Genomic DNA, 24349 nt, shown 5'->3' on the forward strand with positions numbered 1-24349 from the left:
CCACCGTCAGCCGACCGTCGCCTGGGGCGGGGTGTTGTACGGCGTCACCACCTGGATCGCGGAGGGCAGCACCGGCCCCGCGGGCGGCAGCGCGCCGTGCGCCCGCATCACGACGTGGCAGGCCTCGCGCATGTCCTGGCGCAGGTCGTGGTGGAGGACGGCGGACAGCCGGTGCTCGCGCAGCAGGCGGGTGTTGTCGTGGTCGAGGTCGTGCGCGACGAACACGGCGCACTCCCGGCCGAGGCCCTCGAAGGCGCGCAGGGTGGCGTTGTTGCCGCCGCCGATGGAGTAGACGGCGCGGATGTCCGGGTCGCGTTCGAGGGCGGCGCGGACGAGGTCGTACTGGGTGGCGTCCAGCCCCTGCCCCTCGGTGATCTCGACGAGGGCGCGTTCGGGGTGCCGGGCGCGCATGACGCTGCGGAAGCCCATCTCGCGCTCCTCCTCGTTGCGGAAGAACCCGCTGCTGAGGCTGGTGAGCACATTGCCGGGCCGCTCGCCCAGCCACTGGCCCATGAGGTAGGCGGCGGTGGCCCCGGCGGCCCGGTTGTCGATGCCGACGTAGCCGAGGCGGGCGCTGGCGGGCAGGTCGGTGACGAGGGTGACGACCGGGATGCCGGCGGCGGCGAGCCGGCCGACCGCCGCCGTGACCTCGGGGACGTCCGGCGCCTTGAGGACGACGCCCTGCGAGCCGCGGCGGGCGATCCGGTCCAGGGTCGCGACCAACTCCTCGACGGGACCGGTCTCGCGGAAGTGGAAGCGGGAGCGCAGCACGGCCGGGTGCAGGGCGGGCAGTTCGGCCTCCAGCGCGGCCCGCACCGCGGTGGTGAACCGCTCGGGCGCCTGCATCACGATGTCGACCATGAAGGTGCGGCCGACGAGCCGGACCTGCGTGCGCTGCCGGTCCAGGTCGGCGATGGCCCGGCGCACCTCCTGCTCGGTGGAGGCGCGCACCCCTCCCCGGCCGTTGAGCACCCGGTCCACGGTGGCCTCGCTCAGACCCGCCTGACGGGCGATCTCACGGATCGGGAAGGGATGGCCCACGGTCCACTCCTGGGGGTGTCGTTGAGGGGTTTTTGATGGATCACTGCCGGTTGTTCGAGAGGTTTGTACTGACAACAATGACAGAGCCGCCTCGCACCGCGGACCGGCCGAGCGCGGCGACAGCTGAAAGGACTCCCGAGCCCATGGGACTTCTCGACGACAAGGTCGTCCTCGTCAACGGCGGCAGCCAGGGCGTGGGCGCCGCGATCGCCAGGGCCGCCGTCCGGGAGGGCGCGACGGTGGCGGTCACCGGCCGGCGGCCCGAACCCGGTGAGGCCCTGGCGGCGGAGCTGGCCGCGGCGGGCGGCAAGGCGCTGTTCGTCCGGGCCGACCTCGCCGACGCCGAGCAGGCGAAGGCGTCCGTCACCCGCGTGGTGGAGGCGTACGGCCGGATCGACTGCCTGGTGAACTCCGCGGGGCTGACGTCCCGGGGCACCCTCCTCGACACCACGCCCGAACTGTTCGACCAGCACATCGCGATCAACCTCAAGGCGCCGTTCTTCGCCATGCAGGCCGCCGTCGCGGACATGGTCGGCCGGGGCGCGCCCGGCACGGTCGTCAACATCATCACCTCGTCGGCGCACGGCGGTCAGCCGTTCCTCGCGCCGTACGTGGCCGCCAAGGCCGGGCTGATCGGACTGACCCGCAACGCGGCGCACGCCCACCGCTTCGACCGGGTCCGCGTCAACGGGCTGAACATCGGCTGGACGGCGACCGAGGGCGAGGACGCGACCCAGCGGGCCTTCCACGGCGCCGGGGACGACTGGCGCGAGCAGGCGGCGGCGCGGCTGCCGATGGGCAAGCTCGGGCAGCCGGACGAGATCGCCGACTTCGTGGTGTTCCTGCTGTCCGAGCGGTCCGGCGTGGTCACCGGATCGGTGATCGACTGGGACCAGAACGTGCTCGGCGGCCTGGACTAGGACGGCGGAGCGCCTTCCCGCCGCCCGCCCGCCGCTCACTTCCCCTGCTTGGCCCCCTCCCCGTACGACCCCTCAAGGAGCTGCACCCCCATGCGCATCGGAATCCTCGGCCTCGGCCGTATCGGCGCGTTCCACGCCGAGACCCTCTCCGGACTCGACGCCGTCGAGTCGCTCGTCGTCGCCGACCCGTTCGCGGAGGCCGCGAAGTCCGCCGCCGAGCGGTTCGGCGCCGAGGTCGCGGACTCCCCCGAGGCGGTGCTCGCCGCCGGCGTGGACGGCGTGGTGATCGCCGCCGCGACGGACGCCCACCCGGGTCTGATCCTCGCCGCCGTGGCGGCGGGCGTGCCGGTCTTCTGCGAGAAGCCGGTCGCCCGGACCATGAGCGAGGGCGTCGAGGTCCTCACGGCCGTGCGGGGCAGCGCGGTGCCGATCCAGATCGGCTACAACCGCCGTTTCGACGCCGGCTTCGTCGCCGCCCGCGCCGCGGTGGCCTCCGGCGAGCTGGGCACGCTGCACACGGTCCGCTCGACCACGCTGGACCCCGCGCCGCCGCCGGCCGCGTACATCGCCGCCTCGGGCGGCATCTTCCGCGACTGCTCGGTGCACGACTTCGACATCATCCGCTGGGTCACGGGCCGTGAGGTGACCGAGGTGTACGCGGTCGGCGGGAACCGGGGCGCCGACTTCATCAAGGCCGCGGGCGACGCCGACACCACCGGCGCGATCCTCACCTTGGACGACGGGACCATCGCGGTGGTCTCCAACTCCCGTCACAACGCCCGTGGTTACGATGTGCGCATGGAGATCCACGGCTTCCAGGACTCCATCGCGGTGGGCCTCGAGGACAAGCTGCCGCTGCGGTCGGTGGAGCCCGGGGTGACCTTCCCGGCCGGTCCGCCGCACGACTTCTTCATGGACCGCTTCACCGCCGCCTACCGCGCCGAACTCACCGCGTTCACCGAGGTGGTGGCCGGCTCACGGCCTTCGCCCTGCACGATCGAGGACGCCCTCGAGGCGGGCTGGATCGCGGAGGCGTGCACGCTGTCGCTGCGCGAGCACCGTCCGGTGACGATCGCGGAGGTCCGCAGGGTCTGATCTGAACCGGCCTCATCTGGACGCCGGTTCATCCGGTCGCCGGTTCATCTGGACGCCGGCTGGGCCGGCAGGTTGAACACGTGCTCCGGCGAGATGATCTTCGTGATCGCGTCGCCGAAGAGGGTGCTGGGCTCCTCGTTGTCGTGCCCGATGTCGGTGTTCAGCACCAGGACGAGGGTCGTGCGCGCGGACGGCAGATAGATCGTCAGGGACTCGTAGCCGGGCAGGGAGCCGTTGTGGCCGATCCAGCCCTGGACGTCGAAGATGCCGAGTCCGTAGCCCGCGCCCGGGATCGTGGTGGGCGGGGTGATCAGCCGCTGCTTCTGCGTGGCGGGGCTGATCAGCCTGCCGCCGTCGGGCAGTTGGCCCGTGGCCACGGTGCGGGCCCAGACGCGCAGGTCCTCCAGGCGGGAAATCATCGCGCCGGCCGCCCAGCCCCAGGAGGGGTTCCAGTCGGTGGAGTTCTCGACCTTCCCGGTGGCCGTCTGGTTCGTGTAGCCCTGGGCGTGCGGGCTCGGGAACTCGTTGCCGGTGGGGAAGAGGGTGTGCTTCAGCCCGACCGGGTCGAGGACGCGGTCCTGGATGTACTCGGCGAGCGGCTCACCGCTCATCTTCTCGACGACCAGGCCGAGCAGGATCAGGTTGGTGTTGCAGTAGTAGAACTTCTCGCCCGGCGGGAACAGCACGGGGTGCTTGAAGGAGTAGTCGAGCAACTGCTGCGGGGTGAAGGGGCGTTGCGGATCGGAGGTCAGGGCCTTGAAGAAGTCCTCGTCCTCCGAGTAGTTGAACAGCCCGCTGCGCATGCCGGCCAGTTGCCGCAGGGTGATCTTGTCGCCGTTCGGCACGCCTTGGACGTACTTGTCGATGGTGTCGTCGAGGCCGATCCGTCCCTCGTCGACGAGTTGGAGGACGGCGGTGACGGTGAACGTCTTGGTCTCGCTGCCGATGCGTGTGTACAGGTCCGGCGTCATCTTCTGGCCGGTGTCCTTGTCGGCGACGCCGAAGGACTTCACGTACTCGCCCCCGTCGGGCGTCCAGATGCCGACGCTCACACCGGGAACGCCCGCCTCCTTCAGGACCTGTTGGACGGCCTGGTCGATCTGCTGCTGTACCTCGGGGGTCAGCGCGCGCACTTCTCCCCCGGAGGGGGACGGCGAGGGCCGGGTCGCGAGGTCGCCCTCGGCCGACGGCGGGGCAGCGGCTCCCCCGCCGGCCGTCGGCGCGACCAACGCTCCCACCGCGGCGGCGACGAGGATTCCCCGGCGCAGTCGAATACACGGACGCGTCATCGGCTCACTCCTCCACGAGGAGACGAACGCCGCAGGCCACAGCCGCACCAACGGGCACGAGCCGCATGCGGCCCATCAACCCTCAGCATAGAAGCGCCCCCGCGCCACCGCCTGTCGACGGGGACGGGGACGGGGACGGGGACGGGGCAGCGAATGCCTGCCGCTACCTCCGCACGTGCAAATGCCCTGTCCCGGGATAGTCAGGCGGTGCGGCCGGCAGGACGGACTCCAGGGCGTAGCCGGACTTCTCCGCGACCCGGCAGGACGCCGTGTTGGCGGTCTGGTGGAGGAGTTCGAGGCGCGTCAGGTGGGGGAAGGCGGTGAAGGCCCAGTCCGTCAGCGCGCTCAGTGCGCGCGGGGCCACGCTCCGGCCGCGCGCGTGGGCTGCGGTCCAGTACCCGACCTCGGCCGAGGGGCCACCAGGAGTCTCAGGAGCCCTGAACACCGTCTGCCCGGCGGGAGCCTTCAGCACCGCCTGCCCGGCCAACGCCCCTTCCCCGCCGTCCTGATGGGCTTCGAGGACGGCGAACGCGAGGCGCTGACCCGAAGCCCAGCCCTCCTGTTGCACGCGCAGCCAGCGCACCGCGTCCGCCTCGTCCCGGACGTCCCCGCTCACCCAGCGGCGCAGCACGGGGTCGCGGTAGGCCTCGGTCAGGGCGGCGGCGTCCGTCGGGCGCCAGGGGCGGAGCACAAGGGCGGGGGCCGTCGCGGTGGCGGCGGCCCCCAATCGGACTTCGGTGTCGAACATGCCGACGAGAATAGGTGACCTCAGTCCTTCCCGCCCCCGGCGCCCGCCACCGGTGCGGTGAGATCCCCCTCCTCCGGCAGCCCCTCGACGTCGACGCCCCGCACCTGGGCCAACTCATGCTTCAGCGCGGCGAGTTCGGCGCCGCCCGCCATGTGGTTGGTGAGTTCCTCCAGGCTGACCTGGCTGCGGTCGGCGGAGAGTTCCATCGTCCCGAGACGCAGCACGCTGAAGTGGTCGCCGACCATGTAGGCGTGGTGCGGGTTGTGGGTGATGAAGATGACGCCGAGGCCGCGATCCCGCGCGGCGGCGATGTACTTCAGGACCACCCCGGACTGCTTGACGCCGAGCGCGGCGGTGGGCTCGTCCAGGATGAGGACGCGCGCCCCGAAGTAGACGGCGCGGGCGATGGCGACGCTCTGCCGCTGGCCGCCGGAGAGGGTGCCGATGGGCTGTTCGAGGTCGTCGAGGACGATGCCCATGTTGCGCAGTTCCTCGTCGGCGGTCTTCTTCATGGTCGCGATGTCGAGACGCCGGATCGGCCAGGGGCCCTTGGTCATCTCCGAGCCGAGGAAGAAGTTCCGCCACACCGGCATCAGCGGGACGGTGGCGAGGTCCTGGTACACGGTGGCGATGCCGTGGTCGAGGGCCTCGCGCGGAGTGGAGAACCGCACCGGCCGGCCGTCGACGAGGAACTCGCCCTCGGTGTGCTGGTGCAGCCCCGAGATGATTTTGATCAGCGTGGACTTGCCCGCGCCGTTGTCGCCGAGCACGCACGTCACGTTGCCGGGGCGCACCGCGAGGCTGACTCCGTGCAGGGCGCGGACGTTGCCGTAGGACTTGCCCGCGTTGCGCAGTTCGACGAGGGGGTGCTCCCCGCCTCCGGACGGGGTGTCGGCGAGGACGGCTCCGTGGGTGCCGGTCTTGTCGGTCGTCATGGGGGTCACCTCCGAGTCGCTGTGCGCTGTACCCACAGATTGATCAGGACGGCGCCGAGCAGCATCACGCCGAGGAAGGCCTTGAACCAGTCGGGGTTCCAGCCGGCGTAGACGATGCCCTGCTGGACCATGCCGAACATGAACGCGCCGAAGACGGGTCCGATCGCCGAGCCGTAGCCGCCGGTGAGCAGACAGCCGCCGATGACGGCCGCGGCGATGTAGATCAGCTCCTGGCCGACGCCCTCGCCGGACTGCACGGTGTTGAACGTGAACAGCTGGTGCATGCCGACGAACCAGGCGCCGAAGCCGACCAGCATGAACAGCGAGATCTTGGTGAAGGTCACCGGCACGCCGACGGCCCGCGCGGACTCCTTGTTGCCGCCGACCGCGAAGATCCAGTTGCCGTACTTGGTGCGCAGCAGCACCCAGGTGGCCAGTGCCGCGAAGAGCAGCCACCAGACGATGGTGATCTTCACCTGGACGCCGCCGACCTCGAAGGACGAGGCGAACAGGCTCTTCGCCTGGCTGAAGCCGTCCATGTCGCTGATGTCGTCGGTGGCGACGTTGGTGGTGATCAGCTTGGTCACGGCGAGGTTGACGCCCTGGAGGATCAGGAAGGTACCGAGGGTGACCAGGAAGCTCGGCAGCCCGGTCTTCACCAGCATCCAGCCGTTGAACGCGCCGATGCCCAGGGAGACCAGGAGCGCGACGACGACACCGACCCATACGTTCATGGTCAGTTGGTAACTGAGCATGCTCGCGGTGAGCGCCGAGGTGATGACGGCGACGCCGGCCGAGAGGTCGAACTCGCCGCCGATCATCAGCAGGGCCACGGGCAGTGCCATGATCCCGATGGTCGACGACTGGTACAGGATGTTGGCCATCGAGCTCCACTCGCGCACCGGCGGCGCGGCGACGAGGAAGAACACGTACACCGCGGCGGCGCCGAGGAAGACGCCGACCTCGGGGCGGGCCAACAGCCGCAGGGCCAGGGGGCGTTGCGAAGTCCGGCCGTCGGTCTGCTGCGGGCCGGAGGCCGGCGGTGAGGTCACCGCCGGCTCGGCATGCCGGGCCATGCTCATCACCGGGTGCCCTTCGCGGCGTACGAGGCCACCGCGTCGACGTTGGTCTTGTCGACGAAGGCCGGGCCGGTCAGCACCGGCTGCTCGCCACCGCCCATGTAGTTGCCGTTGTTCTTGTAGAGCCACAGCGAGTCGATCGCCAAGTAGCCCTGGAGGTAGGGCTGCTGGTCGACCGCGAACTGGATGGTGCCCTTGTCGATGGCGCCGGTCAGCTCCTTGTTGAGGTCGAAGGTGGCGATCTTCGCCTTGGAGCCGGCCTCGGAGACCGACTGCACGGAGGTCAGCGCGAACGGGGCACCGAGGGTGACGACGTAGTCGATGGCGCTGTCCTGCTTGAGCTTGGCGGTGATCGTCGACTTCACGGACGGCATGTCGGTGCCGTTGACGTACAGGGTCTCGGTCGTGCCGGAGAAGGTCTTCTTCACGCCGTCGCAGCGCTGGGTGAGACCGATGTTGCCCTGTTCCTGGATGACGCAGACGGCCTTCTTGGCGCCTTCCGTGTTCAGCCTGTTGCCGAGGGCCTCGCCGGCGACGGTCTCGTCCTGGCCGAAGAACTCCAGCAGGCCGAGCTTCTTCCAGTCGCTCACACCGGAGTTGAGGCCGACGACGGGTATGTTCGCGGCCTTCGCCTTGGCTATGACGTCCTTGAGGGCGTCCGGCTTGGCGAGCGTGACGGCGATGCCGTCGACCTTCTGGTCGATCGCGTTCTGGACCAGGTTGGCCTGGTTGCCGGCGTTCGGGTCGTTGGAGTAGATCAGCTTGACGTTGTCCTTGGCGGCGGCGGCCTCGGCGCCCTTGCGCACGATGTCCCAGAAGGTGTCGCCGGACGCCTGGTGGGTCACGAGGGCCACCGTCATCTGCGGTGTGTTCGCCTTGCCCGCGGAGGCGCCGTCCGCGCCCTCCTCGGCCTTCTTGCCGCCGGAGCTGCTGGAGCAGCCCGCGAGGGTCAGGGCCACCGCCGCGGCCATGGCCACGACCGGGGCGATTCTGCGGGAGCGGGCGGGAGACGAGCTGTCCATCTTTCCGGCACCTCACTGTGCGACGGGGGAACGACGGCCCGGACCTGGAGCGGTCGGGACTGCTGCGCTGTTGGGACGGGATCCAATCCCTTGCGGAGTCCACTGTCAATGCTTTGTTAAGACATCATTTCACACTCAGGTCCGAATGTAAGAACAAACCATTGACAGTGAAGGCCGCCGGGCTCTACACCTGAGGGGCGATCTACCCCGTGCGACCTACCCCATGTGCAAGGGCGTCACCCACCGTCCCAGGAGGTGCCTCGATGGCGAAGACCGGTGCCCGCTCCCGCGCCGCCTCCGGATCCCCGCTCGACGCACTGCCCTTCACCCTGGACCGCACCAGCCCCGTGCCGCTCTACTACCAGCTCGCGCGGCAGCTGGAGGAGGCGATCGAACACGGCGCGCTCGCCCCCGGCAACCTGCTGGGCAACGAGATCGACCTGTCGACACGGCTGGGCCTGTCCCGCCCGACGGTCCGTCAGGCCATCCAGTCCCTGGTCGACAAGGGCCTGCTGGTGCGCCGGCGCGGAGTGGGCACCCAGGTCGTGCACAGCCAGGTGAAACGGCCGCTCGAACTGAGCAGCCTCTACGACGACCTGGAGACGGCCGGGCAGGGACCGGCCACGCAGGTCGTCCGCAACGAGCGGGTGCCGGCGACCGCCGACGTCGCCGCCGCGCTGGGGATCCCGGAGGGCGCGGAGATCACGCTCCTGGAGCGGCTGCGCTCGACGCACGGCCAGCCGGTGGCGTTCCTGTGCAACTACCTGCCCCCGGCCCTGCTGGACCTCGACACGCCCCGGCTGGAGTCGACGGGCCTGTACCGGATGCTGCGCGAGGCCGGCATCACGCTGCACAGCGCCCGTCAGACCATCGGCGCCCGCTCGGCGACCGCCGAGGAGGCCGCCCTGCTCACCGAGAAGGCGGGGGCGGCCGTGCTGACCATGCAGCGCACGGCGTACGACGACACCGGCCGCGCGGTCGAGTACGGGACGCACATCTACCGCGCGTCCCGGTACGCGTTCGACTTCCAGCTGCTGGTCAGACCGTGAAGGAACCGGCTACCGGGGCACCGGCTGCCGGGACGCCTGCTACCGGGGCGCCATGCGCAGCGCGCCGTCCATGCGGATCGTCTCGCCGTTGAGGTAGTCGTGGTCGACGATCGCCAGGGCGAGCTTGGCGTACTCCTCGGGCCGGGCCAGCCGCTGCGGGAAGGGCACGCCGGCCGCGAGCGAGGCGCGGAACTCCTCCGACACGGTGGCCAGCATCGGCGTCTCCACGATGCCCGGCGCGATGGTGCACACGCGGATGCCGTACTGGGCGAGGTCGCGGGCGGCGGGCAGGGTCAGTCCGACGACGCCGCCCTTGGAGGAGGAGTAGGCGGCCTGGCCGATCTGCCCGTCGTAGGCGGCGATGGACGCGGTGTTGACGATGACGCCGCGCTGGCCCTCCTCGTCGGCCTCGGTCGCGGCGATGGCCTCGGAGGCGAGGGCGAGCACGTTGAAGGTGCCGATCAGGTTGATCTGGATCACCTTGGCGTACAGGCCCAGGTCGTGGACGCCCTTCTTGCCGAGGACCCGCGCGGACGGGCCGATGCCGGCGCAGTTGACGACCGTGCGCAGCGGGACGCCGGAGCCGGCCGCGACGGCGACGGCGGCGCGCACCTGCTCGGGGTCGGTCACGTCGGCGGGGACGTAGGTGACGCCGTCGACCTCGGGGGCCTTGTCGATCCCGTCCTTGAGGTCGAGGGCGAAGACCTTCGCGCCCCGCTCGGCGAGCGCCCCGGCGGTGGCCGCGCCGAGGCCGGACGCACCGCCGGTGACGAGGGCGGCGGTGTTCTCGAGCTGCATCATCACTCCTTGCCGAGGACGGTGAGCACACCGCCCTCGCTCCGGTCCAGCGCACGGGAGATGATCATGCGCTGGATCTGATTGGTTCCTTCGAAGATCTGCATGACCTTCGCCTCGCGCATGTAGCGCTCGACGGGGAAGTCGCGCGTGTACCCGTACCCGCCGAGGACCTGCACGGCGTCCGTGGTCACCTTCATGGCGTTGTCGGTGGCCACGAGCTTGGCGATGGACGCCTCGCGGGTGAAGGGCAGACCGAGGTCCTTCAGCCGGGAGGCGGCCAGGGCGGTGGCGCGCGCCGACTCGATCGCCGCGCCCATGTCGGCGAGGACGAACGCGAGCCCCTGGTGCTCGATGATCGGCCTGCCGAAGGTCTCCCGCTCACGGGCGTAGCGCACGGCGTGGTCGAGGGCGCCCTGGGCGAGTCCGGTGGCGACGGCGGCGATGCCGAGACGGCCGCAGTCCAGCGAGGCCAGCGCGATCTTCAAGCCCTGCCCCTCCTCCCCGATCCGCCGCCCGACGGGCACCCGGACGTCGTCGAGCCGCATGGTGGCGGTCGCCGACCCGGTCAGCCCCATCTTCCGCTCCGGCGGGTCGGCGCTGAGCCCCGGGGTGTCCGCCGGGATCAGGAAGCAGGAGATGCCCTGGGTGCGGTCGTCGGAGGTGCGGGCCATGACGGTGTAGAAGTCGGCGTATCCGCCGTGCGTGGTCCACGCCTTGGCCCCGTTGAGGACGTACGTGTCCCCGTCGCGCACCGCACGCGTGCGCATGGCCGCCGGGTCGGAGCCGGCGTGCGGCTCGGACAGGCAGTACGCGCCGAGCAGTTCGCCGCCGAGCATGTCCGGCAGCCATTCGCGCCGCTGCTCCTCGGTGCCGAAGCGGGCCAGCGGGAAGCAGGAGAGCGCGTGCACCGAGATGCCGACGGCGACGCTGGACCAGACCGCGGCGACCTCCTCCAGCACCTGGAGGTACACCTCGTAGGGCTGGCCCGCCCCGCCGTGTTCCTCGGCGAACGGCAGCCCCAGCAGCCCGCTGCGGCCGAGGGTGCGGAAGACGTCGCGCGGGAAGGCCCCGTCCGCCTCCGCGTCGGCGACCCTGGGCGCGAGTTCCTTGGCGGCGAGGGTGCGCGTGAGCTGGATGAGCTCGACGGCTTCCTCGGTCGGCAGGGCGCGAGTGGCAGGCATGGTGACCTCCACGGAGGTAGTGCGGGAAGTGATACTGAGAACGATACTGGAGTGCGTACGAACGTATCATTCACCGTACGGCAAGGAGATACGCCGGAGCCAGACGTGGCCGGGTCAGACCTCGGACGTCAGACCTCAGACCTCAGACCTCAGGATGAGACGGCGTGCACGATCAGCGACGCGAGCTGCTCGTAGGCCTCGGCGTCGCTCAGCCCTGTGCGCGCCTTCAGCTCGCCCTGCTGGATCTGCCGCATGGTCACGGCGGCGACCTCGCCGACGAACGCGGCGTGCACCTCGCGGAAGGCGCCGTCCGAGACGCCCTCCGCGATCAGCCGGCGCACCCGCTCCGCGGCCATCCGGGTGTTGGCCTCGTACACCTCGCGCGCGGGCGGGAAGTCCGCCACGTCGTCGAGGAACCGCCGGGAGAGCGGGCGCAGTTGCTCGGCCGCGGCGGTCAGGTACACACGCACGCGGTCCGAGGGGTCGTCGGTCTGGGCGACCCGCTTCTCGACGGCCTCGGTGGCCCCCCGGAAGTAGTGCTTGACGGCCTCCACCACCAGCCCCTGCTTGCTTCGCGCCAGCTGGTACAGCGTCGTCTTCGAGCAGCGCAGCCGCTCCGCGAGGTCGTCGAGCGTGAGATCGGAGAAGCCCTCCGCGGCCAGCAGCGCGACGAGTCTTTCCAGCAGATCGGCCTGTCGGGCGGTACGGCGGGAGGAGGGCATGATCCCAGAATATCCGCGCCCTCGCCGACGCACGGCGGTCCTGACGCACCGAAGCCGCCTTCCCCCGACGGAGAAGACGGCTTCCGACCTGCGATGTCGCTGGTCGGGACGACAGGATTTGAACCTGCGACCCCTTGACCCCCAGTCAAGTGCGCTACCAAGCTGCGCCACGTCCCGGTGCGCTTCCCGCGGAGCTCCGCGGGATCGCGCGAAGAGCACTTTACCCCACGCGGGGCGGTGCTCCGAAGGCAGCGGCGGCGCGGGACAATCGCCGTATGGGCAGCACAGGAGGCGACAGCGGCGGCCGGTCCGTCGGCGCACGGGACCGGGACGAGGAGGGGCGGGCGCGCAACGCCCGGCCGCGGGACGGGCTGGGCCGGCCCCTGCCGTACGGCGCGCCGGGCGTGGAACGCCAGCCGGAGGGCGTCGTGCGGGCGCCCGAGGAGTCCGTCGCCGAGGCGCAGGCGCTGCTGGACGCGGGGAAGCCGTTCCACGCGCACGAGGTGTTCGAGGACGCCTGGAAGTCGGGCCCCGAGGAGGAACGCGCCCTGTGGCGCGGGCTCGCCCAGCTCGCGGTGGGACTCACGCACGCGGCCCGGGGGAACGTCACCGGCGGGGCGCGGCTGCTGCGGCGCGGCGCGGCGGCCGTACAGGAGTGGGCGGCGGACGGCGGCGAGGCCCGGCCGTACGGGATGGACCTCGACGGGCTCGCCCGGTGGGCGCGCGGGCTGGCGCAGGACGTGGAGCTGACCGGCGCGGCGGCGGACGCGCGGGGGTCGGCGCCCCGGCTGCGCTGAGACGCGCACCCGCGGCGCGGTCACTGTCAGTGGTGTGCGGCAGACTCGTGATCGTGCGAAAGATTCATGTCATCGGCATCGGCGCGGGCGACCCCGACCACCTCACGCTCCAGGCGGTCAAGGCCCTGCGGAGCACCGACGTGTTCTTCGTCCTGGAGAAGGGCGAGGTGAAGAGCGACCTGACCGGGCTGCGCCGGGAGATGCTCCGGACGCATGTGCCGGAGGGCGCGTACCGGGTGGTCGAGGCGCGCGATCCCGAGCGGGACCGCAGCGCGGACGGCGCCGCCTACTCACCGGCCGTCGGCGACTGGCGCAGCGCCCGCGCCGACATCTACGAGCGGCTGATCGCCGAGGAGCTCGGCGAGGACGAGAGCGGCGCGTTCCTGGTCTGGGGCGATCCGGCGCTGTACGACAGCACGCTGGGCATCCTGGAGGAGGTGCTCGCGCGGGGCGCGGTGGTGTTCGAGTACGACGTCGTGCCGGGCATCAGCAGCGTCTCGGCGCTCGTGGCGCGGCACAGAACCGGGCTGAACCGGGTGGCCCGGCCGGTGCAGATCACCACCGGGCGACGGCTCGCCGAGGGGTTCCCGGAGGGGGCGGACGACGTGGTCGTCATGCTCGACGCCCACCAGACCTTCCGGCGGTACGCCGACGAGGACGTCGACATCTACTGGGGCGCCTACATCGGCACCCCGGACGAGATCCTCGTCTCCGGGCCGATCGCCGAGGCCGGGCCCCGTATCGAGCGGCTGCGGGCGGAGGCGCGCGAGCGCAAGGGGTGGATCATGGACACGTATCTGCTGCGCCGCCGCCCCGGCGACGCCTGATCAGCGGATCACGTAATCAGCGGAGCAGCAGCTGAAGGCCGCCCAGCACGGTCGCCGCGATCACGAGCTGCTCGAAGAGACGCTGGTTGATGCGGTCCACGGCCCACTTGCCGAGCAGCGCCCCGGGGACGACGAAGGCGACGAGCGCGGCGTCCAGGAGCAGCGAGCGGCCGTCGATGAGGCCGAGGCCCACGCTGAAGGGCACCTTGGAGACGTTGACGATCAGGAAGAAGAACGCGGAGGTGCCGAGGAAGCCGAGTTTGCGGAAGCCCGCCGACAGCAGGTACATCGACATCACCGGGCCGCCCGCGTTGGCGACCATGGTGGTGAAGCCGCCGAGGACGCCGTAGGAGCGGGCCTTGATCCGGCCGGCCCGGGTGACCACTGCGTCCGGCTCGTCCGTCGAGTCGGCGGTGCGCCTGCGCCACAGTGTGACCGCCGCCATGAAGAGCAGGATCGCGCCGATCGAGGTCCGCACGATCGCGTCGTCGGCCCACACCAGGAACACCGTGCCGGCGACGACGCCGGCCGCGACCGCCGGGAACAGCCGCCACAGGGTGGGCCAGTGGGCGTGCCGCCGGTAGGTGAGGACGGCCAGGACGTCGCCGGCGATCAGGATCGGCAGCAGCACGCCCGTGGAGGCGCGGGCGGGCAGGACTGCGGCGAAGATCGCCAGGCTGACCGTGTTGGCTCCGCTGACGGCGGTCTTCGAGAAGCCGACGAGGAGGGCGGCGCCGGCGAGCGCGGCGAACTCCCAGCCGCTGAGGTGCGTGATCGTGTCCATGCGGAGACCGATGCTAGATGCATCGAACGGCCCGCCTCGACACTGTCTCGCCAGGTGATCGTGTGGCGGCTCAGTGCCGCTCCACCAGCACCGCGCTCCCCTGTCCCACGCCCACGCACATGGTCGCGAGCCCGCGGTCCGCGCCCGTCCTGCGCATCCGGTGCAGCAGCGTCGTGAGGATGCGGGCTCCCGAGCAGCCCAGCGGATGGCCGAGGGCGATCGCACCGCCGCTGGGGTTGACCAGGTCGGGGTCGATGCCCAGCTGGTCCACGCAGGCCAGCGCCTGGGCGGCGAACGCCTCGTTGAACTCGGCCTCCCGGACGTCGTCCACGCTCCATCCGGCGCGCGCCAGCGCCTTGCGGGTGGCCGGGACCGGGCCGATGCCCATCACGTCGGGGTGGACGCCGGCGGATGCCCCGGCGACATAGCGCCCGAGGGACTCAAGGCCCAGGTCGTTCAGGGCCTCCTCGCTGACGAGGAGGAGCCCGGCCGCGCCGTCGTTCATCGGGGAGGCGTTGCCCGCGGTGACCGTGCCGCCGGAACGGAACACGGGCTTGAGGCCGGCGAGCTTCTCGTACGAGGTGTCCTCGCGGATGCTCTCGTCGGCGTCGACGAGGACGCCGTCGGGGCGGGTGACGGGCAGGAGTTCGTCGTCGAAGTGGCCGTCCTTCCGGGCCAGGGCGGCGCGCTGGTGGCTGCGCAGGGCGAAGGCGTCCTGGCGTTCGCGGGAGACGCCGTACCGGTCGGCGACCTCCTCGGCCGTCTCGCCCATGGCGAGCAGTCCGTGCAGCTCCTTCATCGCCGGGTTGACCAGGCGCCAGCCGAGCCGGGTGTCGACGGTCTCGACGCGGTGCGGGAGGGCCTCGTCGGGGCGGGCGAGGACGAAGGGTGCGCGGCTCATCGACTCGGAGCCGCCCGCGATCACGATGTCGGCCTCGCCGGCGGCGATCGTGCGGGCGGCGGCGGTGACGGCCTCCATCCCGGAGGCGCACAGCCGGTTCACGGTGGCGCCGGGGACGGTCTCGGGGAGGCCGGCGAGGAGGGCGGCCATCCGGGCGACGTTGCGGTTGTCCTCGCCGGCCTGGTTGGCGGCGCCCCAGTAGACGTCGTCGACGCGGGCGGGGTCGAGGGCCGGCACCTCGGAGACCAGGGCGCGGACCACGGCGGCGGCGAGGTCGTCGGGGCGCACGGTGGACAGGGCGCCGCGCAGCCTTCCGATGGGGGTGCGGCGGGCGGCCGCGAAGTGGACGGGACGCACGACAGGACTCCTGACCGGGGACGACCTTAATTAGCACTGCTAGTTTCGGACTATAGACCGCCCCGCGGACCCCTGGGAAGATCTCCCGACGGCCTTCACCGACGCAGCCCACGCAGCCGACGCAACCGACGCAACCGACGCAGCCGGAGGCAGGACATGACCGAGCACGCCCTCACAGGCACCCGCGGCCCGCTGACCGCCCACGCGTGGCCGCACGCCGGACGGCCCCGGTACATCGCCCTCCTCGTGCACGGCTACGGCGAGCACGCCGGCCGGTACGAGGAGCCGGCCGCCGTCCTGACCGGGCACGGCGCGGCGGTCTTCGCCGTGGACCACGTCGGTCACGGCAGGTCGGCGGGCGAGCGCGTGCTGATCGAGGACTTCGAGGACGTGGTCACCGACGTGCACACCGCGGCCACGCTCGCGCGGGCCGCGCATCCCGGGCTGCCGGTGGTGCTGGTCGGCCACTCGATGGGCGGCCTGATCGCCGCCCGGTACGCGCAGCGGTACGGCGAGGGCCTCGCCGCGCTGGTGCTGTCCGGGCCGGTCGTCGGCGTCTGGGAGCTGCCGGGACGGCTGCTCGCCCTGGAGACGATCCCGGACACGCCCGTCAGCCCGGCCGCGCTCTCCCGGGACCCGGCGGTGGGCGCCGCGTACGCCGCCGACCCGCTGGTGTGGCACGGGCCGATGAAGCGGCCGACGCTGGAGGCGTTCGTACGGACCCTGGAGACCGTCGAGAAGCACGGGGACGTCGGCCCGCTGCCGGTGCTGTGGCTGCACGGCGCGGACGACCGGCTGGTCCCGGTCGAGGGCAGCCGCGTGGGCGTGGAGCGGCTGTGCGGCGGGCGGGAAGGGGTGACGAGCGGCGGGCGGCTGACCGAGCGGGTCTACCCCGGCGCGCGGCACGAGGTGTTCCACGAGACGAACCGGTCCGAGGTCTTCGCGGACCTCACCCGCTTCCTCGACGAGGCCCTCGCCCGGCCCCTCTCCTAGGACCTCGCCCGGACCCTCACTCAAGGCCGCGCCCAAGGCCGCGCCGACCGGCCCATTTCGCGAGGACAGCGCGTGTTTGCGGGTGTCGGCCCTGGGCACCCGCGCCCTCATGGAGTGGTTGCGCAGTGCCGCCTGCGTGGGCGAGGACCCCGAGCTGTTCTTTCCCGTCGGCACGTCCGGCCCCGCCCTGAGGGACGCCGCGGACGCCAAACGCGTCTGCGCGCGCTGCCGGGTGACCGCCGCGTGTCTGGCCTTCGCCCTGGGCAGCGCCCCTACCTCGGGCGTCTGGGGCGGGACCGACGAGGACGAACGCACCGCACTGCTCCGTACCGCACGTGACGACGCGAGAAGGAGAACCTCGGTATGACTGTCGTGAAGAGCCCGCTGCCCGAACCGGCCCGTCAGGTCACCTTCGATGCGTTGCAGAGCACTCTCGTCGACCTGCTGGGACTCTCACTGATCGGCAAGCAGGCCCACTGGAACATCGTGGGCCCCCGCTTCCGCTCGATCCACCTCCAGCTGGACGAGGTGGTCTCGACGGCCCGCACCTTCTCCGACACCGTCGCCGAACGCGCCGCGGCGCTCGGCCTGCCGCCCGACGGCCGGCCCGAGACGATCGCTTCGGCGTTCACCCTGCCGGCCCCGAAGGACGGCTGGGTACGCGACGAGGACGTCGTGCAGGTGATCTCGGAGACCCTGGGGGCGGCGATCGGACGGCTGCGCGAGCGCATCGAGGCGACCGAGAAGGCCGACCCGGTCACGCAGGACCTGCTGATCGCCATCACGGCCGACCTGGAGAAGCAGCGGTGGATGTTCGAGGCGGAGAACTGGCCGCACGACGACTGACCTGCTGACGCACCGAGTTGCCGACGCAGTGACCTGCTGACGCACAACGAACGACGCACGACGAACGACACCGGGCCGGACGCCTCGCCGCCGACATGACGACGGCAGGGCGCCCGGCCCATGGACGGAGGGGCACCACATGACCGACGCCCTCGAACTCGACGCGCTGTGGGAGGACTTCCACCGCGTCGTGAACATGACCTCGCAGGAACTCGCCGCCTGGCTGCGGGTGCGGGACGCCGACGAGAACGCGGAGCCGCTGCCCGAGGAGGCGGGGACCCCGACCGGCCAGCATGTGCTGGCCATCCTCCAGAAGCGGCGCACCGACCTCACCGACGACGACCTGCGCGTGATGCACCGGGTCGTGGACACGGTGACCGCGCAGACGGACCTGGAGAACGAGCCCGATGCCGACGACACCCGGCTGCGGCACCGTCTGATGACCGTCGGACACGACCCGCTCAAGCCGTGACGCTCACCCCTTGAGCCGCTCCGGTCGGCGGCTCAGGCCAGTCGGCTCAACGCGGCCGACACCAGCGTCCGTACGCCCGGCAGGACCACGGACAGGTCCGGGGCGAACAACGGGCTGTGGTTGCCGGGCACGTTGACGAACTTCTCCGTCAACTCCTCGCCCGGCGCCGCCTCCCAGACCTCGGCCGGCGTCGACGTCACGTACCAGAAGTCGTACGGGACGCCCTCGGGCGCCAGCAGGGAGAAGTCCTCGCTGCCCATCACCTGGCCGAAGTCGAACACCGTGTGCGCTCCGAGGAGTTCGCGGTGCACCGCCGCGATCTCCTCGTCGAGCGCCACGTCGTTGACGGTGGCCGGATAGCCCGGGATGTGCGCGATCTCGGGCGGTTCCGGGCAGCCGGCCGCCGCGCACTCCCCCTCCACGATCCGCCGGACGGCGGCGATGACCCGCTCGCGCACCTTGGTGTCCTGCGTGCGCAGACTCAGGGACAGCCGCGCCTCCTCCGGGATGATGTTCGGCTTGGTCCCGGAATGGAACTGACCCACCGTCAGCACCACGGACCGGTTCGCCGCGGTCTCGCGCGAGACGACCGTCTGGAGCCGGGTGACGACGTACGCGGCCGTCACCAGCGGGTCGACCGTCGATTCCGGCCGCGCCCCGTGCCCGCCGACGCCGCGCACGACGATGTCGATCTCGTCGGAGGCCGACAGGGTCAGCCCCGGGGTGTGCGGGTAGAACCCGACGAGTCCCGGGGTCACATGCTGGCCCAGCAGCACGTCGGGGCGCGGGAAGCGCTCGTGCACGCCGTCGGCGACCATCGCCGAAGCGCCGCCCCCGGCCTCCTCGGCGGGCTGCCCGACCACCACGAGCGTGCCCGCCCACAGGTCGCGGGCGGCGGCGAGCGCCTCGGCGGCCCCGGTCAGCCAGGTGATGTGCAGGTCGTGGCCGCAGGCGTGCATCAGACCCTCGACGGCGGAGGCGTAGGAGAGGCCGGTGGCCTCCCGCACCGGCAGCGCGTCCATGTCGCCGCGCAGCCACACCACCGGCCCGTCGCCGTTGGCGAGCACGGCGACCACGCCGGTGCGGCCGACGCCCTCGGTCACCTCGTACCCGGCCGCCCGCAGCCGGGCCGCGAGGCGGGCCGCCGTGCGGTGCTCCTGGAACGACAGCTCCGGGTGGCGGTGCAGATCCCGGTAGAACTCCTCCAGGTCCGCCGCGCTCAGCCCGGAGGTCGCCTCCCGGGTGAGACGTGCGACGACGGCCGGCTCGCTCATGACGACGCCCTCTCCCCTGCTGCCCGAAAGTCTCCGACTGCTGGGGGTACCTTCTCAGAGACCGGCCACCGGCAGGTCGAGCAGCCGGACGATCGTGCGCAGCACGCCGTTGTCGTTGTTGGACGGGGCCAGATGGCGGGCCCTGCGGACGACCTCCGGGTGGGCGTTGGCCATGGCGAAGGACCACTCGGCGACGTCCAGCATCTCCAGGTCGTTGAGGTAGTCGCCGAACACCATGGTCTGCGCGGGCGTGATGCCCAGCTCCCGCTGGAGCCGGCTCAGCGCGGCGCCCTTGGTGGCGGTGCGGTTCATGACGTCGACCCAGTGCTCGCCGGAGACGACGACGCGATGGGTGCCGGCGAACGCGGCGAGGGCCGGGGCGGTGATGCGCTCGGCCGAGCCGAAGTCGTAGAGGGCCACCTTGATGACGTCGTCGTCGACCGCGGAGACGTCGTCGACGACCTCGTTGCGGAGGTAGTACCGGCGGACCTCGTCCAGGAACGCGTCGTCGGTGCGCTCCACGTACGCGGACCGCTTCCCGCAGACGACGGCCCCCACGTCGGCGCCGCCCGCCACGAGCCGGCGCACCGACTCGACGACCTGTGCGACGACGGCCGGGTCCATGGGGTCGCAGCTCAGCTCCTCGCCGTCGCGGACCACGTACGTGCCGTTCTCCGCGATGAACACCATGCCGTCGGCGACGCCGTCGAACTCGTGCGCCAGCGTCGCGTACTGCCGGCCGCTCGCCGGGCTGAACAGCACCCCGCGCTCGCGCAGCAGGGCGAGCACCTCCCGGAGCCCCTCGGGCGCCCGCTTGTCGTCGTCGAGCAGCGTGCCGTCCATGTCGGTGACGATGAGGCGAATATCAGCCGACACAGCCGACGCGGCGGACGCGGCAGACTCGGCAGACTCGGCCGACGGCTCGGGGGCGGGCAGCTGGGCGGCGTCAGAGTAGGGCATGTCCTGCTTCCTGCTACGGGGGCGACCGGAATTTCACCCTACCGGGGGACCCGGCGCGGTCGGCGGCCCCGGCCACCGGCACAGCGAATCCCGGGACACCGGTGATCACCCGGCGGCACAATGACGGACGAGCGCAGGTGCGGCGAGACGAGCGGCACGCGACGAGGCGCGACAAGGGCGCGAGAGGGAGCGGTCACGTGAGCGAGGTCCACACGCCGTCGGGCGGTCCGGCAGCGCTGAACACCGGGGTGGCACACAACGCGCGGGTGTGGAACTACTGGATCGGCGGCAAGGACAACTACGAGGTCGACCAGCAGGTCGGCGAGCACGTCGCCGGGATGTTCCCGCTGATCAGGGAGATCGCCCGCGCGGACCGCTGGTTCCTGGGCCGGGCGGTGCGGTTCCTGGCCGAGGAGCGCGGGATCCGGCAGTTCCTCGACATCGGCACCGGTCTGCCGACGGCCGACAACACCCATGAGATCGCCCAGCGCGTCGCGCCGGACTCCCGGATCGTGTACGTCGACAACGACCCGATCGTGCTGGTGCACGCGCGCACGCTGCTGACCGGCACCGCCGAGGGCGTCACCGACTACGTCGACGCCGACGTCCACGACCCGGAGGCGATCCTCGAACGCGCCGCGGGCACCCTGGACTTCACGCGCCCGGTCGCGGTGATGATGCTGGGCATCCTGAACTTCGTGCTGGACGTCGAGGCGGCGCGGGACATCGTGCGCCGGGTCATGGCGGCGGTCCCCTCGGGGAGTTTCCTGGTGCTGACGCATCCCACGCACGACCCGGAGGTGGGCGGCGAGGGCCAGATCCCGGCGATGAAGTTCTGGAACGAGAACGCCACCCCGCCGATCACCGCGCGCGGCGGTGCGGAGATCGCCGCGTTCTTCGAGGGCTTGGAGCTGCTGGAGCCCGGCCTGGTGTCCTGTTCGCGCTGGCGTCCGGAGCCGGGCGCCCCGGCCGTGGTGCCGCAGTACGGCGCGGTGGCCGTGAAACCCTGACGGCGCGCCCCCGCGCGCGCACCGGGCGTGGGGCGCTCCGACCGTGAGGCCGTGACCTGGAGGCCGTATGAGCACCCTTGCCGACCCCGTGCCCACCGATCCGGTACCCGCCGATCCCGTGCCCGGCGGACGGCCCGGCGACGTCGAGCGGGCGAGAGCCCTCGGCGCCGAGCTGTCGGGGCGGGGCGTGCACGGGATCGTGCTGGCCTACGTCGACACCGCGGGCGTCGGCCGGGTGAAGACGGTCCCGGCGGCGGGGCTGGCCTCGGCGGCGGCCTGGGGCGTCGGCATGTCGCCGGTGTTCGACACGTTCCTCGCCAACGACCACATCGTCGCCACGGATGTGCTGGGCTCACCGGACGGCGACCTGCGCCTGTACCCCGACCTGGACCGGCTGGTGGTCCTGGCGGGGCAGCCCGGCTGGGCGTGGGCGCCGGTCGACCGGATCACCCAGGACGGCGAACGGCATCCGGGCTGCTCCCGCACCTTCCTCCGGCGGATCGTCGCCGAAGCGGTCGGCGCGCACGGCCTCACCTTCAAGGCGGGAGTCGAGATCGAGTGGTCGTTCGGCCTGGACTCCGCGCCCGCCGGCGAGTTCGTCCCGGCGACCACGGGCCCCGCGTACGGCGCGACCCGGCAGGTCGAGCTGAGCGACTGCACCGCCGACCTGCTCGCGGCGTGCGCGGCGCAGGGCGTGGACGTCGAACAGGTCCACCCCGAGTACGCGCCCGGCCAGTTCGAGATCTCCGTGGGCGCCCTGGACCCGGTGGCCGCCGCCGACCGCAGCGTCCTCGTGCGCCAGACCGTGCGCGCGGTGGCCCGGCGGCACGGGCTGCGGGTGTCGTTCTCGCCCGCCGTCACCGCCCAGGGCGTCGGCAACGGCGGTCACCTGCATCTTTCCGTCTGGCGCGACGGCGTCAACCTGCACACGGGCGGGGAGCGCCGGCACGGCATGACGGCCGACGCGGAGGCCTTCGCGGCGGGTGTGCTGGCCCGGCTGCCGGCCCTGACGGCGGTGACCGCGCCGAGCCCGGCCAGCTATCTGCGGCTCAAGCCGTCCCAGTGGGCGGGGGTGTTCACCGCGTGGGGCCTGGAGACCCGCGAGTCGGCGGTACGGCTGGTGCGGGGCACGGCGGGCCGGCGCGCCGAGCTGGCGAACCTGGAGGTCAAACCGGTCGACCTGGCCGCCAACCCCTATCTCGCCCTCGGCTGTGTGATCGCCGCCGGTCTGGACGGGATCGCGTCGGGAGCGTCCCTGCCCGAGGAGACCGACGGCGACCCGGCCGGGCTGGACGCCGGCACGGCCGCTGCGCGGGGCGTGCGCCGGCTGCCGTCCTCGCTGGCCGAGGCGGTGGCGGAGTTCCGGCGGGACGAGGTGCTGCGGGCCGCGCTGGGCCCGGTCCTCGCCGACGCGGTGACCGCCGTGCGGCGGGGCGAGATCGAGGCGGTGGCCGGGCTGGACGACGAGCGGGTGGCGGCGGCCTACCGCTGGGCGTACTGAGATGGGCGCCGGGCGCGGTGAGACGCGCGCCGGGCCGGTCCACGAGGCGCTCGCGGCGCTGGAGTTGGTGGACCACCACTGTCACGGCGTGGTCGCCGGCCCGCTCGACCGGGCGGGCTTCGAGGCGCTGCTCACCGAGGGCGCCGCGTGGCCCGGCATGTCGTCGTTCGACACCCCGGCCGGCGTGGCCGTGCGCCGCCACTGCGCGCCGCTGCTGGACCTGGACCGGCACGCCCCGCCCGAGGAGTACCTGGCGCGGCGGGCCGAGCTGGGGCCGCGGGAGGTGAACCGGCGGTTCCTGACGGCGGCCGGGACGGCCCGGTTCCTCGTGGACACCGGTTTCGACGCGGGCCGTCTCACCCCGCCCGCCGAGATGGCCGCGCTGTCGGGCGCGGCGGCACACGAGGTCGTACGGCTGGAGGGCGTCGCCGAGGCGGTGGCCGCGCGGGGCGTCGACGCGGGCGGGTGGGCGGACGCGTTCCGGGCCGCCGCGCTGGACGCGGTGCGGCGGCCGGGCGTGGTCGCGGTGAAGTCGGTGGCCGCCTACCGCACGGGCTTCGACCTGGACCCGGCCCGGCCCTCGGACGCCGAGGTGACCCGGGCGGCCCGGCGCTGGCTGGCGCGCGGCGGCCGGCTGGAGGATCCGGTGCTGACGCGGCAGCTGCTGTGGACGGCCGTCGACCTGGGGCTGCCGCTGCAACTGCACACGGGCTTCGGCGACGCCGACATCCGGCTGCACCGGGTGGATCCCTCGCTTCTCACGGACTGGCTGCACCGGATCGCGGGCACGATCCCCGTGCTGCTCCTGCACTGCTGGCCCTACCAGCGGCAGGCCGCCTTCCTGGCCGCGGTGTTCGAGCAGGTGTATCTGGACGTGGGGCTCACCCTGCACCATGTGGGTCCCGTACGAGCGCGGACGGTCCTGGAGGAGGCCTTGGAGATCACACCGTTCCGCAAACTGCTGTACAGCTCCGACGCCTATGGTGTGGCCGAGTTCCACGCGCTCGGCGCGCTGGCGTTCCGCCGGGGTCTGGGGGACCTTCTCCAGGACCGGGTGGACGCCGACGAACTGAGTCTGGCCGACGCGCTGCGCCTGGCGCGGTGGACCGGGGCGGACAACGCCCTCAGGGTCTACCGGCTTCCCGACGGACACTGAAAGTATGATCAAGCAATGTCTGACTTGACCGACACCACGCCCGGCTGGCTGAGCTCCGACGAGCTCGAGATGGCGCGCGCCCGCATGCCGATCCTGTACGTCGAGGCCGTGCCCGTGCGCGTCGACGACAGCGGCGAAGTCACCAGCATCGGCATGCTGCTGCGCATCGGACCGGACGGCAACGTCAGCCGGACCCTGGTCTCCGGCCGGGTCCTGCACCACGAGCGGGTCCGCGACGCGCTGCTGCGCCACCTGGAGAAGGACCTCGGCCCGGTGGCCCTGCCCCGGGTGCCGACGTCCCTCCAGCCCTTCACCGTCGCCGAGTACTTCCCGACGCAGGGCATCACGCCGTACCACGACCCGCGTCAGCACGCGGTGTCCCTCGCCTACATCGTGCCGGTGACGGGTGACTGCCGGCCGCGGCAGGACGCGCTGGACCTGGTGTGGTTCGACCCGCAGGAGGCGGCCTCGCCCGCGGTGCAGAGCGAGATGCCGGGCGGGCACGGGTTCCTGCTGCGGCAGGCCCTGGCCCACGTCGGCCTGTCGGCCTCCTGATCCGGGTGGGACCGCGTTCCGCGCTGCCCGGTCAGCG

26 protein-coding genes and 1 tRNA gene are annotated in these 24349 nt (G+C 72.1%); 13 read left to right on the forward strand and 14 right to left on the reverse strand.

Annotated elements, in window-relative coordinates:
- Window positions 1-6: 6 nt before the first annotated feature.
- On the reverse strand, window positions 7-1041 hold the full coding sequence (locus ACFYX4_RS12570) for a LacI family DNA-binding transcriptional regulator (protein ID WP_389330333.1): 1035 nt from the start codon (window positions 1039-1041) through the stop codon (window positions 7-9).
- 143 nt (window positions 1042-1184) lie between these two features.
- On the opposite strand from ACFYX4_RS12570, the gene ACFYX4_RS12575 reads away from it, so the two are divergent.
- Both ACFYX4_RS12575 and ACFYX4_RS12580 read left to right on the forward strand, forming a co-directional pair.
- Entirely contained in the window at window positions 1185-1961 is a 777-nt protein-coding gene (locus ACFYX4_RS12575) for an SDR family oxidoreductase (protein ID WP_389330336.1), read from the forward strand.
- Between the two features lie 90 nt (window positions 1962-2051).
- On the forward strand, window positions 2052-3056 hold the full coding sequence (locus ACFYX4_RS12580) for a Gfo/Idh/MocA family oxidoreductase (protein ID WP_389330339.1): 1005 nt from the start codon (window positions 2052-2054) through the stop codon (window positions 3054-3056).
- A gap of 44 nt (window positions 3057-3100) precedes the next feature.
- On the opposite strand, the gene ACFYX4_RS12585 is transcribed toward ACFYX4_RS12580, so the two are convergent.
- The 5 genes from ACFYX4_RS12585 to ACFYX4_RS12605 form a co-directional block, all read right to left on the reverse strand.
- The gene (locus tag ACFYX4_RS12585; protein WP_389330342.1) at window positions 3101-4345 is read right to left on the reverse strand and encodes a serine hydrolase domain-containing protein; all 1245 of its coding nucleotides are present in this window, start codon (window positions 4343-4345) and stop codon (window positions 3101-3103) included.
- A 163-nt stretch (window positions 4346-4508) separates the two neighbouring features.
- A complete protein-coding gene (locus ACFYX4_RS12590) occupies window positions 4509-5093 on the reverse strand; it encodes a GNAT family N-acetyltransferase (protein WP_389330345.1) in 585 nt (194 codons plus the stop codon).
- A gap of 20 nt (window positions 5094-5113) precedes the next feature.
- Window positions 5114-6028, reverse strand: a complete 915-nt coding sequence (locus ACFYX4_RS12595) for an ATP-binding cassette domain-containing protein (RefSeq protein ID WP_389330348.1) — start codon at window positions 6026-6028, stop codon at window positions 5114-5116.
- Window positions 6029-6033: 5 nt separating this feature from the next.
- Window positions 6034-7110, reverse strand: coding sequence for an ABC transporter permease (locus ACFYX4_RS12600; protein ID WP_389330351.1), 1077 nt, complete (start codon window positions 7108-7110; stop codon window positions 6034-6036).
- Window positions 7110-8129 carry a sugar ABC transporter substrate-binding protein gene (locus ACFYX4_RS12605; RefSeq protein WP_389330354.1) on the reverse strand — a complete coding sequence of 340 codons (1020 nt, stop codon included), beginning with the start codon at window positions 8127-8129 and terminating at the stop codon, window positions 7110-7112. The genes ACFYX4_RS12600 and ACFYX4_RS12605 overlap by 1 nt, the downstream gene beginning before the upstream one ends.
- Before the next feature lie 263 nt (window positions 8130-8392).
- Between ACFYX4_RS12605 and ACFYX4_RS12610 the strand changes: the two genes are divergently transcribed.
- Entirely contained in the window at window positions 8393-9178 is a 786-nt protein-coding gene (locus ACFYX4_RS12610; protein ID WP_389330357.1) for a GntR family transcriptional regulator, read from the forward strand.
- A gap of 39 nt (window positions 9179-9217) precedes the next feature.
- Here the strand turns inward: ACFYX4_RS12610 and ACFYX4_RS12615 are convergent, their stop codons facing one another.
- The 4 genes from ACFYX4_RS12615 to ACFYX4_RS12630 all read right to left on the reverse strand — a co-directional run bounded on the left by ACFYX4_RS12615 (window position 9218) and on the right by ACFYX4_RS12630 (window position 12056).
- Complete coding sequence (locus tag ACFYX4_RS12615; protein WP_389330365.1) at window positions 9218-9976, reverse strand: SDR family NAD(P)-dependent oxidoreductase; 759 nt, start codon at window positions 9974-9976, stop codon at window positions 9218-9220.
- 2 nt (window positions 9977-9978) lie between these two features.
- The gene (locus ACFYX4_RS12620; protein WP_389330368.1) at window positions 9979-11157 is read right to left on the reverse strand and encodes an acyl-CoA dehydrogenase family protein; all 1179 of its coding nucleotides are present in this window, start codon (window positions 11155-11157) and stop codon (window positions 9979-9981) included.
- 149 nt (window positions 11158-11306) lie between these two features.
- Complete coding sequence (locus ACFYX4_RS12625) at window positions 11307-11879, reverse strand: TetR/AcrR family transcriptional regulator (protein WP_389330371.1); 573 nt, start codon at window positions 11877-11879, stop codon at window positions 11307-11309.
- Between the two features lie 100 nt (window positions 11880-11979).
- A tRNA-Pro gene (locus tag ACFYX4_RS12630) sits at window positions 11980-12056 on the reverse strand.
- Between the two features lie 98 nt (window positions 12057-12154).
- Here ACFYX4_RS12630 and ACFYX4_RS12635 point away from each other — a divergent pair.
- Together ACFYX4_RS12635 and cobF are read left to right on the forward strand one after the other, a co-directional pair.
- Entirely contained in the window at window positions 12155-12676 is a 522-nt protein-coding gene (locus ACFYX4_RS12635) for a DUF309 domain-containing protein (RefSeq protein WP_389330374.1), read from the forward strand.
- Window positions 12677-12729: 53 nt separating this feature from the next.
- A complete protein-coding gene (cobF, locus tag ACFYX4_RS12640; RefSeq protein ID WP_389330377.1) occupies window positions 12730-13503 on the forward strand; it encodes a precorrin-6A synthase (deacetylating) in 774 nt (257 codons plus the stop codon).
- Window positions 13504-13519: 16 nt separating this feature from the next.
- Here the strand turns inward: cobF and ACFYX4_RS12645 are convergent, their stop codons facing one another.
- Window positions 13520-14287: a sulfite exporter TauE/SafE family protein gene (locus tag ACFYX4_RS12645; protein ID WP_389330380.1), complete on the reverse strand. Its 768-nt coding sequence runs from the start codon at window positions 14285-14287 to the stop codon at window positions 13520-13522.
- Window positions 14288-14357: 70 nt separating this feature from the next.
- Window positions 14358-15545: a thiolase family protein gene (locus ACFYX4_RS12650; RefSeq protein ID WP_389330383.1), complete on the reverse strand. Its 1188-nt coding sequence runs from the start codon at window positions 15543-15545 to the stop codon at window positions 14358-14360.
- Between the two features lie 156 nt (window positions 15546-15701).
- Between ACFYX4_RS12650 and ACFYX4_RS12655 the strand changes: the two genes are divergently transcribed.
- From ACFYX4_RS12655 to ACFYX4_RS12670, 4 genes are all read left to right on the forward strand, one after another.
- Entirely contained in the window at window positions 15702-16538 is an 837-nt protein-coding gene (locus ACFYX4_RS12655; RefSeq protein ID WP_389330385.1) for an alpha/beta hydrolase, read from the forward strand.
- Window positions 16539-16647: 109 nt separating this feature from the next.
- Window positions 16648-16905, forward strand: coding sequence for a WhiB family transcriptional regulator (locus ACFYX4_RS12660; protein ID WP_389331685.1), 258 nt, complete (start codon window positions 16648-16650; stop codon window positions 16903-16905).
- The gene (locus tag ACFYX4_RS12665) at window positions 16902-17384 is read left to right on the forward strand and encodes a Dps family protein (protein WP_389330388.1); all 483 of its coding nucleotides are present in this window, start codon (window positions 16902-16904) and stop codon (window positions 17382-17384) included. The genes ACFYX4_RS12660 and ACFYX4_RS12665 overlap by 4 nt, the downstream gene beginning before the upstream one ends.
- 139 nt (window positions 17385-17523) lie before the next feature.
- Window positions 17524-17856: a DUF3140 domain-containing protein gene (locus tag ACFYX4_RS12670; protein ID WP_389330391.1), complete on the forward strand. Its 333-nt coding sequence runs from the start codon at window positions 17524-17526 to the stop codon at window positions 17854-17856.
- A gap of 32 nt (window positions 17857-17888) precedes the next feature.
- Here the strand turns inward: ACFYX4_RS12670 and ACFYX4_RS12675 are convergent, their stop codons facing one another.
- Both ACFYX4_RS12675 and ACFYX4_RS12680 read right to left on the reverse strand, forming a co-directional pair.
- Window positions 17889-19130, reverse strand: coding sequence for an amidohydrolase (locus ACFYX4_RS12675; RefSeq protein ID WP_389330394.1), 1242 nt, complete (start codon window positions 19128-19130; stop codon window positions 17889-17891).
- Window positions 19131-19184: 54 nt separating this feature from the next.
- Window positions 19185-20090, reverse strand: a complete 906-nt coding sequence (locus tag ACFYX4_RS12680; protein WP_389330397.1) for a Cof-type HAD-IIB family hydrolase — start codon at window positions 20088-20090, stop codon at window positions 19185-19187.
- 197 nt (window positions 20091-20287) lie between these two features.
- On the opposite strand from ACFYX4_RS12680, the gene ACFYX4_RS12685 reads away from it, so the two are divergent.
- From ACFYX4_RS12685 to ACFYX4_RS12700, 4 genes are all read left to right on the forward strand, one after another.
- Window positions 20288-21100, forward strand: coding sequence for an SAM-dependent methyltransferase (locus ACFYX4_RS12685; protein WP_389330400.1), 813 nt, complete (start codon window positions 20288-20290; stop codon window positions 21098-21100).
- A gap of 67 nt (window positions 21101-21167) precedes the next feature.
- Window positions 21168-22601: a glutamine synthetase family protein gene (locus ACFYX4_RS12690; protein WP_389330403.1), complete on the forward strand. Its 1434-nt coding sequence runs from the start codon at window positions 21168-21170 to the stop codon at window positions 22599-22601.
- A gap of 1 nt (window position 22602) precedes the next feature.
- On the forward strand, window positions 22603-23757 hold the full coding sequence (locus ACFYX4_RS12695) for an amidohydrolase family protein (protein ID WP_389330406.1): 1155 nt from the start codon (window positions 22603-22605) through the stop codon (window positions 23755-23757).
- Window positions 23758-23772: 15 nt separating this feature from the next.
- Complete coding sequence (locus ACFYX4_RS12700) at window positions 23773-24312, forward strand: NUDIX hydrolase family protein (RefSeq protein WP_389330409.1); 540 nt, start codon at window positions 23773-23775, stop codon at window positions 24310-24312.
- The last annotated feature ends 37 nt before the right edge of the window (window positions 24313-24349 follow it).

Origin of the sequence: Streptomyces sp. NPDC002328 (assembly GCF_042890065.1) — a bacterium.
GTDB lineage: Bacteria > Actinomycetota > Actinomycetes > Streptomycetales > Streptomycetaceae > Streptomyces.